Here is an 18,567-nt window from a genome sequence, read left to right on the forward strand (position 1 = left end):
GCTGAACAGCATCTAAATATTATGTGGCGGAAAAATCCGGACCGGCGGGCCTAGGCTGGCACCAGGAAGGCTCCGCCACATAATCTCGCCCGACGCATAAGAACGGTTATGTGGCGCGCCACATAACCGTTCAGTGGGGCCGTCTACGTCTACAGGGCGAAGCGAACTGACCGGATCAAGCTGATCTTCTGGGACGGCACCGGCGTCTGCCTCTATGCCAAGCGTTTGGAGGATGGGGAGTTCCGCTGGCCGAAAGTGCATGATGGCATGATGCGGCTGACGGCCGCGCAGCTCTCGGCGCTACTCGAAGGGCTCGACTGGCGGCGCGTCCATGAGGCGCGCCGGACCCGCGTTCCAGCCCAGGCCGGCTGACCCGCGACGAAGTGAATCAGCCTGTATTCCGCTGTCGCGGGCTGTCGGCGAATATGGTCTGATCCTGTCATGGCGATAACAGCTGACCAGCTTCCCGACGATCCGGACGCGCTGAAGGCGATGGTCCTGGCGCGCGACGTCGAGAACGCCCGGCTGATCCAGATCATCAAGGAATTGCAGCGCCACCGCTTCGGCCGTCGTGCCGAGACGCTGCCGGAAGACCAGCTGCTCCTGGGGCTTGAGGAAGCCGAACAGATCGAGGCGGCCGGTGACGAAGAGCAGGCACAGACCGCTCCTGGCGAACGTCAGGCGCGTGTCGCAAAGCGCCGGACGAACCGCGGCGCGCTGCCACCCCATCTGCCGCGTGTGGAGATGGTCGTCGACATCGAGGATCAAGCCTGCCCGTGCTGCCGCAATGGTCTGCATCGCATCGGCGAGGACGTGAGCGAGCGGCTCGATATCGTTCCGGCGCAGCTGCGTGTGATCGTCGTGCGCCGGCCCAAATATGCCTGCCGCGCCTGCGAGGACGTGGTGGTTCAGGCTCCCGCGCCGGCCCGGCTGATCGAGGGTGGTCTTCCGACCGAGGCAACGGTCGCCCAGGTCCTGGTCTCAAAATATGCCGATCATCTGCCGCTCTATCGTCAGGCGCAGATCTACGCCCGGCAGGGCATCGCTCTCGATCGCTCCACGCTCGCCGACTGGGTCGGCCGCGCCGCCTGGCATCTGCGTCCGGTGCATGAGCGGCTGCTTGGCAAGCTGAAGACTTCACCGAAGCTCTTTGCTGACGAAACCACGGCGCCGGTGCTCGATCCCGGCCGCGGCAAGACGAAGACTGGGCAGCTCTGGGCCTATGCCCGCGATGACCGACCATGGAATGGCGGCGACCCGCCGGGCGTCTCCTATGTCTACGCGCCGGACCGAAAGGCCGAGCGTCCGATCGCTCATCTCGCAGGCTTCAGCGGAATCCTGCAGGTCGACGGCTATGGCGGCTATCGTGTGCTGGCCGAAAAGAGTGGCGTCACGCTCGCCTTCTGCTGGGCACACGTGCGCCGACGCTTCTATGAACTGGCGGCAGCCGGTCCCGCGCCGATCGCCAGCGAGGCGCTGAGACGGATCGCCGACCTCTATAAGATCGAGGACGATATTCGCGGCCGATCGGCCGATGAACGCCGTGCGATGCGTCAGGAAAATAGCCGCGCTATTGTCGCCGATCTTGAACCTTGGTTGCGCGAAAAGCTCGGCCTGATCAGCCAGAAGACAAAGCTCGCCGAGGCGATCCGCTACACGCTCTCGCGCTGGGAAGGCCTCTCGGGCTTCCTTGACGACGGCCGCATTGAGATTGACAGCAACACGGTCGAGCGGTCCATTCGACCCATCGCACTCAACCGCAAAAACGCGCTCTTCGCCGGCTCCGACGGCGGTGCCGAACACTGGGCGGTCATTGCGTCGCTAGTCGAAACCTGCAAACTCAATGGCGTCGAGCCACTCGGCTATCTCGCCGACGTACTCACCAGGATCGTCAACGGCCATCCGAACAGCCAGATCGACGACCTGCTGCCTTGGGCCTACATCCGGGCGCCCGAGCTAAAGGCCGTGGCCTGAGAACAGCGCTTACATAGCTTTAGACCGATCCGGCAATGCGACTTTTGCGGCTAGCACTCAACTTGCACTATGCCGGCGATGCGACGCATGAGTCACCTCACCACGCCACAGCCAATGAACTCAATCACTGGGTGGCCGAAGCGGTCCCGCGCCCAGGCGACTGTAGTCGCCGCTGGTGCTGGATCGACGGTCTGAGCGGCGATCGCGAGCCATAACTTGCGACTTCCTGGAAGAGAACAACTGGACTGCCCTTTGGAGCGGTCACCGAGCATTCGCTTGCTCACGTGTTTTTGTGTCGCCAGCGCCGACACGGTAGCATATCGGGTTCTAACACATTGATTGAGATGTCGCTTGGTTGACGACGCCAGAACAAATCGCCGTTCGTTTTTGAAGGTTGCCCCCATTGCAGCCGTTGGCACCTGGGTGCCGACCGCACTAGCGTGCGCAGATAAACTTGCTGCTGCAGACGCGGTGAACCAGGGGTATGCGCCCATCTACGCGACGAAGACAGGAATGGCGGCTGTTGCTATTCCTGAGGACATCAGCGCGCTCCGGGTCATTGGTTATTCTTCAGTTGGCGATGGCGGCACGGCGCTGTACAAAAGAGCAGTTTCTCAGCCCCATCATGCCGGCAAATTCCAATCGCTCGATGGCGCTTGGTGGGAACTTGCAGAATCAACTATCAGGGTCCAGATGCTTGGTGCAGTCTGTGACGGCGTGACGAACGACGCCGCTCCTTTCGCCGATGCTATAGATCTGGCACTGATGCTGAACGCGTCACTAGAGTTGCCAGCCGGCCGGGACATAAACATAGCTGGTGCGGTGTCGTTCGAGATCGCCCCTGGTAAACAGCTTCGCATCTTCTCAAATGGTGGTGCAAGACTGCTGATCAACGGGGGGACACCTTGCGTAAATTTCCATGGAACAACTGTAGCTACAGGCCTGACGCTAACGTCGCCAGTTGCTTGGGGAGATAGGACAATCGCTATAAGCAGTGCGAGCGGTATCCAAAATGGAGATTTGATTCACCTGGACACTGATACGCCCGTCGAAGCGTCGTATGGTTATGGCAAACAAGTTCTCGGCGTGGTGGGCTTATGCTCAAACGGCAAGATAACACTGGTTGAGCCAAGCAACTTCGACTTCACGTCAGGTGAGACAACGATATCCGTTTACCGCTCCGGAAAGCTCATGCTCGAAGGCGTGAGCTGGAAGTGCTCCCACGGGAGTCGGCTCGATTTCACCAATCTTCGCGCGCCATATTTTTGTGACGCAACGATAGAAGGTAGCTCCGCACAGGGAGAACCAGGGGGAATTGACTGTTTGATAATCAGCAAATGCGAAGGCGTCCTTGGCGAACGACTACGGCTTCTCAACAGCCGTTACACGATCAACGTTTCTAATGCTTCGGCAAATTGCAATTTCCGAGACATTTATGCCGAAGGATGCAGGCATCCAATAGATGCAAATTCCTGGGCTAGAAATACCCTTGTTCAACGATTGGAAGGGCTCAACAATGTCGCCAGCGTCGAGTGCCATCCGTCCTTTGAAACGAAATTTGAGGATATCACAGAGACGATGCTTCCCGGTCAAGGAGCTAGTTCCGTGGGGCTCCGCTGCTTAGGTGGTCACGCAAAACGGGTGAAGGCGACCGATCCATCCGGCGCGATCGTAGCGGGGGGCGGTGGCGTTCTCCTCCTGCCTGACTACCAATATCTAGGCCAGCTTTACGACAGGGTCTATGAAGACATCGAAAGTCTTCACGGCGGTCTTGGCGCGACCTATGTGCGAGGTATGTACGTCAGGCGCTGCAGGGTCCCGACTGTTGACGCTGACGCCGCGACAAGCCCAATAGGCTTTGTGGAGGTTGATGATCAGTCTGTCGCGCTGGTCAACATCCGCCGAACAGTCCAAAGAACCGCACCGCGAGCAGAGCCGATCGTTCTTATTCCTGCAGATGAATGGGGCGCTAGAGGTTTAGTCATCAACATCACCGGGATTACGAGAGCCAGTCCCGGAGTTGTTAAAGCCCCGTCACATGGCTTTGCAAACGGTGATGTCATTAGGATCGACGGCGTTGCAGGAATGACACCGGTCAATAAGCTGACGGTCACAGTGGCCAACGCAACAACCGACACATTTGAATTGTCTGATATAGACACGCGCTTCTACCCCGCATACTCGTCAGGCGGTAAGGTTGCATCTGGCATCACTATGAAGACAATTAGTGTCAAACAGGTGCCCTATCTCGGGTGGTCGCCAACCCTTCACTATAAAGCTGTTTTGCGCTCATCGGGCACTCCGGTCGGGGCTACAACCATCGCCATTCCGTTCAAGCTGAAGCACAACTACGGTTCTCAGGAAATTGGAAATGGGTATCGACAACTTGACCTGACGTTGCGAGCCATTTCGCGAACCAGAGGTATGTTGGTCGTTAGATACCCTATGCTTCTATACCAAGGGAGTAATAGTGTACTCACTCTTGGAAGGGGGGTGAATCTCGGAAGGGTAGGAACTCTGACTGGAATCATAACCAACACGACCCCCCATTTCTTTACACAAGTTGTTTCTGAGGGCGGCGACCCGAGCTTCGACCACGATCAATTTTACATTACCGGGGATGCCGTTGTGAGGCTCACCAGTTCGACCGATATTCTTGATCTGGTTGAGCTGGAGGTGGTCGAGTGTCGAATGGGTATCTGATGTCTGCCACACGCCGCCTGTTGACTTCGGGAGGCGGGTCTGTGGCCCGCTCTCTGAGGCGCAAATGAGCTGGCCGATTGGAAACCTCGCCGCAATCCTTCGGCGACGTGCCTTGTCAGCTGGATTCGCAGCCTTCCCTGGGGATCAGGCGGATAGCGAAATTTGCTTGTTGGGTTTGTCGGTGTGTAGGTCTGGGAGGTGGCGTTCCGAGCAACTCTCCCAAGGCGGCCGGCGCTCAGTTCGGTTTAGATGGGCAGATCGGTCGCTATGCGGTACCTTGGCGATCCGCTGGCCAATCGCTTCGATAGGGCCTGAAGGAATGGCTTTCTCGGCGCATGCGAGTTCCCCTACTACCCGGCGGCAAGGACTGCTGTCACGGCCGCAGAAGCAGAAAGCCGCTCGTGACACGTCCGAAACGCAATCGGCTTGAGATCTATGGTGTGGCCACGTGGGCGAGCCTTTGGCGTAGATGTCAGCAGCGTCGCTGCGGTGATGCGCCTTGAGGCGCAGTCGTGATCGGGCTAACGGGTGTAGTCACGGTGATTGGATTGACGAAACGGGTGGCTCGGCAACGTGCGGGGCTGGCGGGATTTGTTCGCAAGCGTCAGGCGCGGATCGTTCCATAGGCTGCTTCCGATTGAGGCAAGTCGCACAGGATACGCCGATCATCTGCCGCGTTGCCTTCAGCCGTACATCGATTGCGATTGCAACGGAGAAGAAATTTTGCTGATCAAGAAGATAGGCTTGCTTGCGCTGATAGCCTGCGCATTTTCGGTTTGGTTTCTTGTCATCATTGTTAAAAGAGGAACAGACTTGGATGCGCGGCCTGTAAGCCAGTCCGCTGTGCTTGAGCCATTTGCTGGCCAGCTTTCGATTAGATCAATCGATGATTTGCGTGTCGCCGGGCGCAAGATCGTGCTGTGCGGCGTCGCAGCCACCAAGCCTCAGTCCATGCGAGCTATGGTCACCGAGGCTGCGCGACGGGATTATCAAGGACTCGCCCTGACCTGCAAACCTGTCGGCACGGGGACACCTTGCGACGGCAACGTCGCGCCAAAATTTGGTGACGCCCTCGTTGTGCAGTGCCTGACGTCCGATGGCACGGATCTGGCTGCGAAACTTGTCGAGGCCGGCATCCTGTGCGGACAGCCGGCTCAGGCCGGCTCGACCTACAAGTCTTGCGCGCCAGGCTCGTAGCTCCTGTCTCGAACGCAAGAAGGGCCGGGTCGACGCTATCCACATGGTCGGCTGCAGACATGTGTGAAGCGTTGGAGCGATGGTGGCAGCCTCGCAGGCAACCTGCAATTGTGGCCGTAAAGATGATAAATTACGATATTCTAATAGTGTGTTCGATCAACCACACCGAAACCAAAAAATATCTCGCAACTGCGAAACGGGTTGGAATTCGCGCAAAAAGCTGTTACGCGCTTTTCAGTACCTTAATGGCTGGGTGGGCCTCAGGTAACGTGGGACAGAAGGATTGATGCGGATGAACCTAGTTGTGAAAAGTGCGTTGGCCGGACTTGTTGTGTTGGCCGGATTCGCCCCGGTATCGTCTTTCGCGCAGGATGGGTCGTGCACCTGTGCAACTGCCTATACGGGCGTAAATCCGATTGGATCGATCGGGAGCATCAATGGCGATGTGATGGTCTCGCAGGTGGCTGGCTATGGCCCGGCTCAAGCGGGGGGCGCGCTTGATTTCGGCAGCCGCGTTGTGGTTGGCGGCAAGGGATCGGCTTCGGTTAATGTTGGCAGCTGCAATTTGAGCGTGCCGGCCAATTCGACCCTCGATATCTCCCGCGTCGAGAACAAGATTTGCCTCAATGTCTTGGGTTCCGAAAAGACCGCCCAAACGGACAATTCAAACAACGACAATAAGACGCCGCTCATCATTTTTGGCGGTATGGCTCTTGGGGCCGGTATTCTGGCTGCGACGGCGGACAAAGATCACGGCCACGCCGTTAGCGACTAAGTTTGACCGAGAATAAGGCAACGGCAGCAGGGGCGCGTGGCGCTTCTGCTGCTCGTTTGTTGGTGACAGAGTGGCCTTGGTCTGTATGCTGGAGTATATTAGTCGGATCGCTTAAGCCAAGGCGACGTGCGGATGTCTGAGGCTTGCGGCCGGGAGGCGAAGGGCGGGGGTGCCAGTCCCGCCAGCCAACATGGCCGAATCGCAATCGTCCGCTTCGCCGTTGCGTGTCAGTGCGAACTGCAGTCTCGACATTCCGGCGGCGGTTAAAGTCGATCCCGGGGAAGGCGGCATGTGGGTAGCGCTGGACACATCGGGACTTCGCCTTGCGCCAACTCTGCCAACTCTGTTGGGTGGCGCTGTTGGGTGGCGCTGTTGTCGGCCTGTATGATGGCAACTCTGTCAGCCAGTAGCTGGAGCCTAGGCTTCATCGCATCGCATGAGCTTGACACATGCGCCACTCGCTGTGCCGCGGGTGACGCATTTATGTTTTTTTGGGATGACGTCGCTACATTTCTTTGTTGCAGTCACAAACGCCCATGATCGATCTGCATTCCCATATCTTGCCCGGCCTCGATGACGGCTCGCCCAGTCTTGCCGAATCGCTGGAAATGGCTCGATTGGCGGTGGCCGACGGAACAACCCACATGGCGTGCACACCGCACGTGACGCCCGGCGTATACGAAAACGGAACATCGAACATCGTCCGGGCGGTTCAAGAGTTGCACCAGGCGCTGCGCGACGCCGCCATACCGCTTGCTCTTTATGTCGGCGCCGATGTTCACATAGCGCCGGATCTTCCGGATCAATTAGCGGCTGGCAGTGTACCGACTTTAAACAGGTCCCGCTATTTTCTGTTCGAACCGCCGCATCATGTTCTGCCTCCACGAATGGAGGATCTTGCTCTACGCCTGATAAATGCCGGCTTCATCCCGATTCTTACTCATCCTGAGCGTTTGACCTGGATCAAAACGAATTACGACGTTATCGAGAGGTTGAATGCAGTGGGTTGTCTTATCCAGCTTACCGCAGACTCGATTGTTGGTGCTTTTGGACGCACGGCGCTTTATTATTCGGAAAAGCTGATTGACGAGGGCAGGGTGGACATCATCGCATCGGACACGCATAGCGCTACACGCCGGCGTCCTGGCCTTTCACAGGCGGTTGCTGCTGCTGCCAAGCGATGTGGGGAAGACGAGGCCCGTGACATGGTGTTGAAACGTCCAGGCGAAATATTGGCGAACCGGCCCATCGAGCCGGTCGGAAAAGCACGTCCAAAAAAACCTAATGCCGGCAACGCCGGCCGTTTTGGATTGGGCCGCTTGTTCAAGGGCGGGACTGTGTGATGGGCGTTTTCCGTTTCGTAAGAAGACATATGGTCACAATGTTTGCCTTGCTTGCATCACTGGCAATCTCGGCATGCACGAGCACCTCGTCGACGACCCCATCCTCTTCGGGTGCGGTCGATGCGCTGCAATTGACATCATCATCCGCTCCACTTTCGGGCGGCGGCGCTCTACAGGTGGTGAAGGCACTGCCTGCGCCGCAAAATACACAGAACGGCAGCGAGCAGCCTCTGTCGCCGAACGATGTGCTGGAGGTTAATGTGTTTCAGGTCGACAACTTGAACAGAACGGTTCAAGTCGACTCTGGCGGCCAGATTTCGCTTCCGCTTATCGGCACGATTACCGCGGCAGGGAAGACCGTCCGTCAGTTGGAGCAGGAGATCGAGACCGCCTACGGGTCCAAATACCTGCAGTCTCCCGACGTCACGATCTTCGTCAAGGAATCGATCGGACAGCGCATTACCGTCGACGGCGAAGTCAACAAGGCCGGTATTTATCCAGTGTCGAGCAATTCTTCTCTCATCGATGCGATCGCCCTCGCTGGGGGGTTCAATACCGTTGGGGACGCAAAAAAGGTTTTTGTCTATCGCAATGTCGGCCCAAATACATTGGTTGCTAACTACAACGTCGAGGAGATTCGTGGTGGCAAAAGCCGCAATCCGCGCATCTATGGTGGCGACAAGATTGTGGTCTTCGCCTCGAAATCGAAAATTGCGATGAACAATCTCAAGGACGCCCTCGGTGTCGCGTCAAGTGCAGCCCGGCTTGCTGTGGTCCCCGGCTTGTGATTCACGGCGGCAGAAATTCAGGACAGAAAATCTAGGATCACCTCGCACCATGCTCGATCGCAACAGGCAGCATCAAATCGCAGGTCCAGGACATGGCCAGGCCTTGTCCGCCGACCTCTATTATGACGGTGCGCAAAACTTTAGCCCGTACGGTCGCGATTATTCGGAACAGGACGAGGGCTTTAGCCCGCTCAAACTGCTCTTTTACGTTGTCCAATATCGGTGGCTGATCGTCATGCTTGCGGCAGCTGGGGTTGTTGCCGGCGTCGTCGTAACGATGATGCAGACCCCAAAATATCAGGCGACAACTCAATTGGAGGTTCTGGTGCCTTCGGCCAAGGTCTTCCAGGATATTGAGGTGGTGTCTGAAAACAGCGATGTACGAGCCTTTCAGACTGCACGCGAGAAGCTCAAAAGCCGGGCGTTGGCCCAGCGGGTTGTGTTCCAATTGGGGCTCACCGAAAAGCCGGATTTCTTGTTCCCCACGCCGGACTTTTCAGTTAGCAATATTTTCTATCGCGCGTTCGGAGTGTCAAAATCGCCTTCCATTCAGGAGAAAACTCCAGAGCAGCGCGAGGAAATTGCAATCAAACGTGTTCTAAATGATCTCACAGTCAATCTGGTTCCCAACACGAGCCTGCTGTCGATCACGTTCGTCGATCAGAAACCGAAATATGCCAGCGACGTCGCCAACCAGGTCGCGCAAAGTTTTATTGATCAACGTCTCGATCAGACAAGTGAGACCTCCGACCTGGCGCGACAGTTCATTCAGGAGCAGGTCCTGCAGGTGAAGCAGAAGCTTCAGAAATCGGAAGAAGAGCTGGTCGCTTATGCGAAGGATGCCGGCATCACGATAACCGGTGACGACAAATCGCTGATAGGGTCGAACATCGAGGCGCTAAACACGGCGCTTGCGACGGCAATCCAGGACCGTCTCGATGCCGGACGGGTGGTAGACCAGATAGAGAAAGGTCGTGGAGCGAGCCTCTCTCCCGTGTTGGAAAGCGAAGGCTTGCAGAAGCTTAGCGAAAAACTGGCTGACCTGACCAGCCAGTATCAACAGAAGCTAGGCATTCTGAAGCCTGGTTTTCCAGAAATGCAACAGCTTCAATCTCAGATCAAGGAATTGCAGCGTCTCTATAACAACGGCGTGCTTGCCATTACGGATTCACTTCGGTTGAAATACCAGGAAGCGCAGAACAAGGAGGCTGACCTTAAGGCCAAACTTGCCGAAATGGAAAAGCAGCAGGTTATTTTCAACGACAAGAACATCAAATACACCATTCTGAAACGCGAAGTTGATTCAAATCGGTCGCAGTACGACAATCTCATAGCCAAGCTGAATGAAGTGGGTGTCAGCTCGGAACTCAAGACGCAAAGCGCGGCAGTGGTAGATTTCGCGGCGTTGCCAGATCACCCATATTCTCCTCGGTTAACTATCAATGTAGCGATCGCCCTTGCTCTTTTCATGGTCCTGAGCGCATCGGTTATTTACGTCATTGAGCTATTGAACAACACCTTCACCAACCCTGAACAGGTCGAAAAAGAGCTGGGGCTGGCGATGCTTGGCATCTTGCCGCTCGTCGACGACCGAGAACTCATGGCCAGTATCGCCGATCAGAAGTCCGGCTTGTCGGAAGCCTACCGTTCACTTCGAACATCGTTGCAATTCTCGGGTGCGGAAGGCGCGCCACGATCGCTGGTTGTCACAAGTTCGGAGCCCTCCGAGGGCAAGTCTACGACATCATTCAAGCTTGGGCAGGATTTTGCGGCACTTGGTGCAAGAGTGCTTATTGTCGACGGCGACCTCCGGAAACCGAACCTTCACCGCCTGTTTGGCCTGGATAATACGATTGGGCTCAGCAATCTGCTAACAAATACCGTCCGCAAGGAGGATCTGGCCAGCATCTTCAGGGCGACGAAATATCCCAACGTGACCGTCCTGACGTCTGGAACAATCCCACCAAACCCCGCGGACCTGCTCTCGTCACCGAAAATGGCTCTGATCGTCACAAATCTCGGCAAGCGCTTCGATCTCGTCATAATCGATGCGCCGCCAATCGTCGGCCTCTCGGATGCGCCCATCCTCAGCCGGCTTGCTGAGGGCACATTGATGGTGATCTCTACCAATCAAGTGACGCGTAAGTCGGCTAAGACGGCGTTGAAGCGCCTGCGGGCAGCGGGCGCCAACGTAGTCGGCGCTGCGATGTCCAAGTTTGCGGTGAATAAGTTCGACTACAACTACGCATACAAGTACATGAACTACCAGTATTACAACTACGGCACGGACACGGGTACTCCGAAGATTGAGGGCAAAGTCGATGATGGAGCAGGCCAGCCCGCTTATGCAGAATCTCCGGCGCTCAGTCGCCTGGTTCGTCGCATCCGTTCTAGTGTTGGTGGTTTCCTCGATCGGGCTAAGTCGATTTCTTGAAACTGAAACGCCGGCCGTCTCTCTTGCGCTGGATCCGTTCAACGCTGATGCGTTGATAGCTGAAATCACCAGCGACCTGAACGACACGAATAATCCTCCCAATCTTGATCTATTGCTTGCCAAGGCCCGTGGAGCGCTTAGCTTTGATCTTGCGGACGCGCGTCTCTATAGCCTGATCGGCGAGATCAAATACCGGCAGGGCGAAAAGGACGAAGCCTATGCACTCTTTGATCAAGCAAGAAAACTGTCCAAAACAGAAATCCATGCGTTACAGAGATCCATTAGCCGTGCCGTAGAAATAGGCCATTTGACAAAGGCCATTGGCGAGATCGACATTTTGCTACGGCGATGGCCGGACCAATTTCCGGCGATCGCTGGCGGCATGCCGGCAATTCTCTCGAATCCTGATGGATACCAAGCTGTGCTGACAGCCCTCGGGACCGAGGCGCCCTGGAGGCCTAGGCTAATCGCGGCTCTTAGCAAAACTCCCGAGGGACTCGACTTCGCAAATCGGCTTCTGCTTGATTTGTCAGGCACAACCGCACCGCCGAAATCGAGCGAACTTTCCGTGGTGATTAGCGGCTATATCCTTCAAAAGAAATATGAACCAGCTTATCGGTTGTTTCTGTTCAGCCTCTCTGATCAAGAGAGGAAGTTGGGGGGGTACATTTTCAATGGAACGTTCGAACCAGTGGCGAGCGGCAGACCGTTCGATTGGCAACTCCGCGATCAATCGGGATTGGAAGTTACATTTGCAGCCTCCGACCACGCAGTCGAGGGCGAAGGTGGTGCAACGGTCCGTTTCTTGAATACGCCAGTCAAGAACACAGCTCTCGAGCAGTACATTGAGCTACCTCCTGGCTCCTACAGGATCTCCCTGGCTGCCTCCGCAAGGAATCTTAAGCTTCCAAAGGAATTATTCTGGTCGATCAGATGTGTTGACCCGGCTGGAGAAATAGCGCGATTCAATATTCCGGAAGGCACGTATAATCGTCAGAACCTCAGCCAGGATTTTTCGGTTGGACCGTCTGCGTGTCCGCTGCAGTTGCTCAGGCTGCAGACTGCCGCCATTGCCGAGAGCTGGCGGTTTCGATATGTCGGTACATTGATAATGCACAAATTGAGCATCGAGAGACTTCCATCTTGAACGACCGGCCTTCGGAATGGGATAAATATCTTCTCGGGTCGGTGTTGTTCATGTCGCTGCTGATCGGCGGTGGTACCGCGAGCGGCCTCTATACGGACACTTTGATCGAGGTTGCTGCAATTGTCTCGGCGGCGGCCGTTTTTACCCAAACCTCTGGCCAAAGAAGCTCGCAATCGGCTCTGTGGCTGCTGATTTTAGCCGCAGCATTGGCAGTTTTGCAAATCGTCCCACTGCCGGTGACAATATTCAACGGGTTGCGGCCAGAGCTTCTGCTCGGAGATCCCTGGATTGGAGAAAGCCGATTTCGGTTTATCAGCGTTGGGGTCGGCCGCACGGTCGAATGTCTGGTTTATCTTCTTGCCTGTGCTGCGTTTTTTTTGGCCGTATTGCGTTTACGTGCCGAGCAGGTCAGCGCGCTTCTTCCGTTTTTCTTCATGGGTGTTATCTGCAACGGTTTGGCGGGAGCGATTCAATATTCACTCTCTGACGATATCGCTATTATAGGACTGTTGCCTTTTACGATCAATGCCGGGCTTTTTGCTAACGTGAATCATTTTTCGGCGTTGCTTTTTGTGTCTATTCCCTTCGCAGTCTATTACGGTCTGTTCCGCGGGCATCTATTGTCCGGATCTTTCGGCTTGATCGCGCTTTTGCTGCTGCTTTTAGCAGCCGGTTCCCGCGCCGGTGTTCTGATAGGACTGGCGATAACCGTATTGTCCGTCATCTTTCTTTCAGCCCGTTCCAGGGCGAGTGGATTTGGTATTCTCTTAATTTTCATAGCGCTTTCGATCTACACGATAGGCGCTTGGACTAAGATCGATGCAGAAGTGGTCGATCCGGCATTCGGGCGGGGAGAATTCGCCCGCACCACAATAGAAGGAATAAAGGAGAATTGGCCAACAGGAGTGGGCTTCGGCAACTTTCAAAAAGCCTATCAAATATACGAGAGAGAAGGCATGATTTTCAGCAACTATGTTAACCATGCCCACAATGATTACCTTGAGATAGCCTTCGAAGGGGGAATCCTTGCTATTTCCTTGATGATAGGTTACTTTGTCTTGCTTTTGATGACATTGGTTAGGGCTCGCCGCGATTCTCTTCAGAAGGCGGCGTTTCTCTCAGTATCTTTTCTTCTTATTCATTCGCTGGTTGACTACCCGCTGCGAACCGAGGCGCTGGCGATGACGTTCGCGTATATGAACGCGATCATCTTCCACAAAGGATTTGCGGAACGTTTTACCCGCAAGCGCGAGGTGATCGAGATCGACCACGATGGTGACAAGCTGTTTGTTCCCGTAGAAATGTCGAGGAGGTCACCAGTTAAGGCCGCATCGCTTTAGCGGTGCCGACTGCAGTCAGTCGCCGGTTCGTCGGTGCTTGAGATCTCGAAGGGGTGGGGGAAATCGTGCCGAAATGATTTGGGGATGCGCGGGGCTTCTTCTTCCTCACCTTCAACGAGAAACGGTTTTCACACTTAGGCCTGGACATTGTTGGTCTAGGCCCTTCACTTCCCATTTGCGTTTTTCTTCGCCATCGTCCCGGACGCCGAGGCGCTGTATGGAGGTCACCGATACCTACTTGCCGAAGCATGATTGGGCAATCCGTTTCGGGCATCGAATGCCCCTTGATGACTGGGGATTTCTAATTTTGGATAAGTGTTCGGTTTTTGGATAAGAATTCGGGCGCCCACAGTGCCGAGTAGTTCGCATGAGCGGCTCGTGATTGCCTGAGGAGGGTCGCATGAACTTTCTTGTAACCGGGGGGGCCGGCTTTGTCGGCTCAGCAGTCTGCCGGCACTTGTGCAGCAATCCGGCCCATCGCGTGACCAATCTCGACAAGCTTACGTATGCAGGAAATCTCGCTTCGCTGCGGCCTGTCGAGAACGCCCACAATTATAGGTTCGAGCACGCCGACATTTGTGACGCGAGGACAGTTCTAGACGTTCTAAATCGCGATGAGATCGACGTTGTAATGCATCTGGCCGCTGAAAGCCACGTCGACCGGTCGATTGACAAGCCCGCTGCCTTCATCGAGACCAACATCGTTGGAACCTACCGAATGCTGAATTCGGCGCTGGAATATTGGCGCAGACTCCCCAGCGAGAAAAAAAGCCGGTTCCGCTTCCACCACGTTTCGACCGACGAGGTGTTCGGCGATTTGCCTTTCGACAACAGTGTTTTTACTGAACAGACGCCATACGCGCCATCCTCGCCGTATTCGGCTTCAAAGGCCGCATCCGATCATCTGGTGCGTGCGTGGCATAGAACTTACCGCCTTCCGGTCGTGCTTTCCAACTGCTCCAACAATTACGGTCCTTGCCAGTTCCCCGAAAAGCTGATCCCGCTCGTCATTTTGAACGCGCTCGATGAGAAGCCGCTGCCGGTGTACGGGGCCGGAAATAACGTGCGCGACTGGCTTTTCGTCGAAGACCACGCCCGCGCCTTGGCCATAATTGCGACCTGGGGCGTAGTTGGCGAGAGCTACAATGTCGGTGGCGGCTCGGAACGCAGCAACATGGAGGTGGTCGAGGCAATCTGCAGCATTCTGGATGACAGACGGCCGCGTTCCGGGTCTCGGCGGTATCGCGATCTCATCGCAGTTGTCGCGGATCGTCCTGGCCACGACCGCCGTTATGCGATCGACGCCTCCAAGATATGGCTCGATCTGGGCTGGGCGCCCCGCGAGACATTCGCCGACGGCCTCGCCAAAACGGTCGACTGGTATCTCCAGAACGAATGGTGGTGGGGGCCGATCCGCCGCGACGGTAATAGAGGCGAGCGGCTTGGCGACGCCTGCGTTGGTGCTGCGTGAGGCTTGTCTTCACCATACCAGGACAAGTCTTTAATAGCCGGTCGAGCGCGTCTCCCTGGGCCAGCTTCGAGGTCTTTGCCGCCGGCCGGCCCGCTCAGCCATCCCTCCGGCGTTCGCGGCCATTCGATCAAGTGGTCTAGTCGTTTCCGCCGGGGCTGCATCGTCCAATCAGGCCAAGGATGAACCGGACTTGCCTTCGATTCAATGGCGCTGGCAGCCAAGGTTTCGATAGTCCAAGGCGGTTGGCCAATGGAATGCACCACCACAAGATGCAGGGCCAACCAGCCCAGGCAATATTTTCCGGGCCCTTCCAGACGCAGCGGCTCCTGGGGCACGAATTTCCCGATTTTGCCGGCCGTGCGGAAAATTCATTCCCGAACCATTCCGCCGCAGGCCTGTCTTGCATTGTTCTGGACCGGAACGATCTGCTAGAACGCCCGCACGAGAATAGATTGTCCGGAAGTGCTGTTTGAATCGGGCGGCTGAATGTTGCCTCCGATGCAGGCCCTTCCGTGGATCGGTACGAAAGAACGCTCACAGTCCCATGAACATCGCACTTACGCACCTTCAGCGGCTTGAGGCCGAATCCATCCATATTTTTCGCGAGGTGGCCGCGGCCTTTGCCAAGCCGGTCATGCTCTATTCGGTCGGCAAGGATTCGTCCGTTCTCATGCACCTGGCGATGAAGGCGTTTTATCCGGCTAAGCCGCCCTTTCCCTTTCTCCACGTAGACACGACCTGGAAGTTCCGCGAGATGATCGCCTTTCGCGACCAGATGCAGCAAAAGCTCGGCTTCGACCTCCTGGTGCATGTCAATGAAGACGGCGTGCGCGACAACATCAATCCGTTCGACCACGGCTCCAACACCCATACGCATGTGATGAAGACGGTGGCGCTGCGGCAGGCGCTCGACAAATACGGATTTGACGCAGCCTTCGGGGGCGCCCGTCGTGACGAGGAGAAGTCGCGGGCCAAGGAGCGCATCTTTTCGTTCCGCAATGCCCAGCACGTCTGGGATCCGAAGAACCAGCGGCCGGAGATGTGGAAGATTTTCAATACACGTATTGCTGCCGGCGAATCGATCAGGGTGTTTCCGCTGTCGAACTGGACCGAGCTCGACATCTGGCAATACATTCTCCAGGAAGACATTCCGATCGTGCCGCTGTATTTGGCCAAGGAGCGGCCGGTCGTCGAGCGCGACGGCATGCTCATCCTGAGGGATGACGAGCGCATGCAGCTGCGGCCCGGCGAGGCGGTTGAGAACCGGATGGTGCGGTTCCGCACGCTCGGGTGCTATCCGCTGACCGGCGCGATCGATTCGGAAGCCGATACTCTGGAGGCGATAGTCGGCGAAATGCTCACGGCGCGCACTTCCGAGCGGCAAGGTCGCCTGATCGACCGTGATGAAGCTGGCTCGATGGAAAAGAAGAAGCGCGAGGGGTATTTCTGAGTATGCGCCACATCATGGCCAAGAGCCTTGCCCCGACCGACGGCGTCCGCGACTATCTGGCGGCGCAGGAACGAAAGTCTCTGCTGCGCTTCCTGACCTGCGGCTCGGTCGACGACGGCAAGTCGACGCTGATCGGGCGTCTGCTTTCCGATACCAAGCAGATTTTCGAGGATCAGCTGGCCACGCTCGAGCGCGATTCGCGCAAGCACGGCACCACTGGCGACGACGTCGACTTCGCGCTGCTGGTCGACGGCCTCGAGGCAGAGCGCGAGCAAGGCATTACCATCGACGTCGCCTATCGCTTCTTCGCTACGCCAAAGCGCAAGTTCATCGTCGCAGACACGCCCGGCCACGAACAGTATACGCGTAACATGGCGACAGGTGCATCGACCGCCGATCTCGCCATCGTGCTGATCGATGCTCGTCAGGGCGTACTGCGCCAGACAAGGCGGCATTCGATCATTGCCTCGCTTTTGGGCATTCGCCACATCGTGCTCGCCGTCAACAAGATCGATCTTGTCGGCTTCGACGAGGCGGTCTTTAAACGGATCGTGGCCGATTACGGGCAGTTCTCACGTGATCTCGGCTTCCAGTCGATCGTGCCCATTCCTATGTCGGCCCGTTACGGCGACAACGTTACTGGTCGTTCCGATAGGACGGACTGGTTTTCCGGCCCGACGCTGATCGAACATCTGGAAACCGTCTCGGTCGACGAGGCCGCGGTCGAATTGCCGTTCCGGTTTCCTGTCCAATATGTGAACCGTCCCAATCTCGATTTTCGCGGTTTCGCCGGCACCATCGCCTCCGGCTCGGTTGCGCCCGGCGACGAGGTAGTCGTCGCCAAATCCGGCAAATCCTCGCATGTGAGACGCATCGTCTCGCATGGTGGCGACCTTCAGCAGGCTATCGCCGGCCAGGCCATCACCCTCGTCCTCGACGACGAGGTCGAGGTCTCTCGTGGCAATATGCTGGTATCGCCGGCGGCGCGGCCGCAGGTCGCCGACCAGTTCGCCGCCAACATCGTCTGGTTCGACGAACATGCGCTGCTGCCTGGCCGCTCCTACATCCTGCGCACCGAGACCGACCAGACCAGCGCTACCGTCACCGACCTGAAGTACCGCGTCAACGTCAACGACTTTGCCCATGAGGCGGCCAAGTCGCTTGAAATGAACGAAGTCGGCATCTGCAACATCTCGACGCGCTCGCCGATCGCCTTCGATCCGTTTGCCGAAAACCGCACCACAGGCGCCTTCATCCTGATCGACCGTATCACCAATGCCACGGTCGGCGCCGGCATGATCCTGCACACGCTGCGCCGCGCCGAAAACATCCACTGGCAGTCGCTCGATGTCGGCAAGCGCGCCCGCGCCGATATGAAGAACCAGCGGCCGGCGGTGTTCTGGTTCACCGGGCTTTCGGGTTCGGGCAAGTCGACCATCGCCAATCTGTTTGAAAAGAAGCTGTTTGCCACCGGCCGTCATACCTACATTCTGGATGGCGACAACGTCCGTCACGGCCTCAACCGCGATCTCGGCTTCACCGACGCCGATCGTGTCGAAAACATTCGCCGCGTCGCCGAAGTGGCGCGCCTGATGGCCGATTCCGGGCTGATCGTCATCGTGTCGTTCATTTCGCCGTTCAGCGCCGAGCGGCGCATGGCGCGCGAATTGATGGCCGACGGCGAATTCGTCGAGGTGTTTGTCGACACCCCCTTCGAGGAATGCGCCAGGCGCGATCCGAAGGGTCTTTATGCGCGGGCATTGAATGGCGAGATCAAGAATTTCACCGGCGTCGATTCACCATATGAGGTGCCGGAAAAACCCGAAATTCATCTCAAGACACTCGGCAAATCGGCCGAGGAGATGGTGGACGCCCTGGAACACTGGCTGAACGAGCGCGACATTGCCGAAGACCAATATGACAGCGGCGGCGGTATCTGACGACG

General features: G+C 56.8%; 12 protein-coding genes and 1 pseudogene. All 13 read left to right on the top strand.

The features are described from left to right. Positions 1 to 138: 138 nt before the first annotated feature. Positions 139 to 372, top strand: a pseudogene (gene tnpB / locus NKH13_RS18105) (IS66 family insertion sequence element accessory protein TnpB); the annotation flags it as partial. Between the two features lie 69 nt (positions 373 to 441). Continuing rightward, entirely contained in the window at positions 442 to 1,974 is a 1,533-nt protein-coding gene (tnpC, locus tag NKH13_RS18110) for an IS66 family transposase (RefSeq protein WP_352848919.1), read from the top strand. 351 nt (positions 1,975 to 2,325) lie between these two features. Continuing rightward, entirely contained in the window at positions 2,326 to 4,677 is a 2,352-nt protein-coding gene (locus NKH13_RS18115) for a ubiquitin-activating E1 FCCH domain-containing protein (RefSeq protein ID WP_352913423.1), read from the top strand. Between the two features lie 723 nt (positions 4,678 to 5,400). Further along, positions 5,401 to 5,874: a hypothetical protein gene (locus NKH13_RS18120; protein WP_352913425.1), complete on the top strand. Its 474-nt coding sequence runs from the start codon at positions 5,401 to 5,403 to the stop codon at positions 5,872 to 5,874. Positions 5,875 to 6,166: 292 nt separating this feature from the next. Next, the gene (locus NKH13_RS18125) at positions 6,167 to 6,649 is read left to right on the top strand and encodes a hypothetical protein (RefSeq protein ID WP_352913427.1); all 483 of its coding nucleotides are present in this window, start codon (positions 6,167 to 6,169) and stop codon (positions 6,647 to 6,649) included. Positions 6,650 to 7,185: 536 nt separating this feature from the next. Beyond that, positions 7,186 to 7,992, top strand: coding sequence for a tyrosine-protein phosphatase (locus tag NKH13_RS18130; protein WP_352913429.1), 807 nt, complete (start codon positions 7,186 to 7,188; stop codon positions 7,990 to 7,992). Then, positions 7,992 to 8,780: a polysaccharide biosynthesis/export family protein gene (locus tag NKH13_RS18135; RefSeq protein ID WP_352913431.1), complete on the top strand. Its 789-nt coding sequence runs from the start codon at positions 7,992 to 7,994 to the stop codon at positions 8,778 to 8,780. Before NKH13_RS18130 ends, NKH13_RS18135 begins: the two co-directional genes overlap by 1 nt. A gap of 49 nt (positions 8,781 to 8,829) precedes the next feature. Then, a complete protein-coding gene (locus tag NKH13_RS18140; RefSeq protein WP_352913433.1) occupies positions 8,830 to 11,214 on the top strand; it encodes a GumC family protein in 2,385 nt (794 codons plus the stop codon). Then, positions 11,102 to 12,361 (top strand): tetratricopeptide repeat protein, encoded by a 1,260-nt coding sequence (locus NKH13_RS18145; RefSeq protein ID WP_352913434.1) that lies wholly within the window; start codon positions 11,102 to 11,104, stop codon positions 12,359 to 12,361. Before NKH13_RS18140 ends, NKH13_RS18145 begins: the two co-directional genes overlap by 113 nt. A 50-nt stretch (positions 12,362 to 12,411) precedes the next feature. Continuing rightward, complete coding sequence (locus tag NKH13_RS18150; RefSeq protein WP_352913436.1) at positions 12,412 to 13,701, top strand: O-antigen ligase family protein; 1,290 nt, start codon at positions 12,412 to 12,414, stop codon at positions 13,699 to 13,701. Between the two features lie 400 nt (positions 13,702 to 14,101). Beyond that, positions 14,102 to 15,172, top strand: a complete 1,071-nt coding sequence (rfbB, locus tag NKH13_RS18155; protein WP_352913438.1) for a dTDP-glucose 4,6-dehydratase — start codon at positions 14,102 to 14,104, stop codon at positions 15,170 to 15,172. A 544-nt stretch (positions 15,173 to 15,716) separates the two neighbouring features. Further along, positions 15,717 to 16,622 (top strand): sulfate adenylyltransferase subunit CysD, encoded by a 906-nt coding sequence (gene cysD / locus NKH13_RS18160; protein WP_352812693.1) that lies wholly within the window; start codon positions 15,717 to 15,719, stop codon positions 16,620 to 16,622. A 2-nt stretch (positions 16,623 to 16,624) separates the two neighbouring features. Then, a complete protein-coding gene (gene cysN, locus NKH13_RS18165; protein WP_352913440.1) occupies positions 16,625 to 18,562 on the top strand; it encodes a sulfate adenylyltransferase subunit CysN in 1,938 nt (645 codons plus the stop codon). The last annotated feature ends 5 nt before the right edge of the window (positions 18,563 to 18,567 follow it).

It is taken from the genome of Mesorhizobium sp. M1348 (genome assembly GCF_040317925.1).
GTDB lineage: Bacteria > Pseudomonadota > Alphaproteobacteria > Rhizobiales > Rhizobiaceae > Mesorhizobium.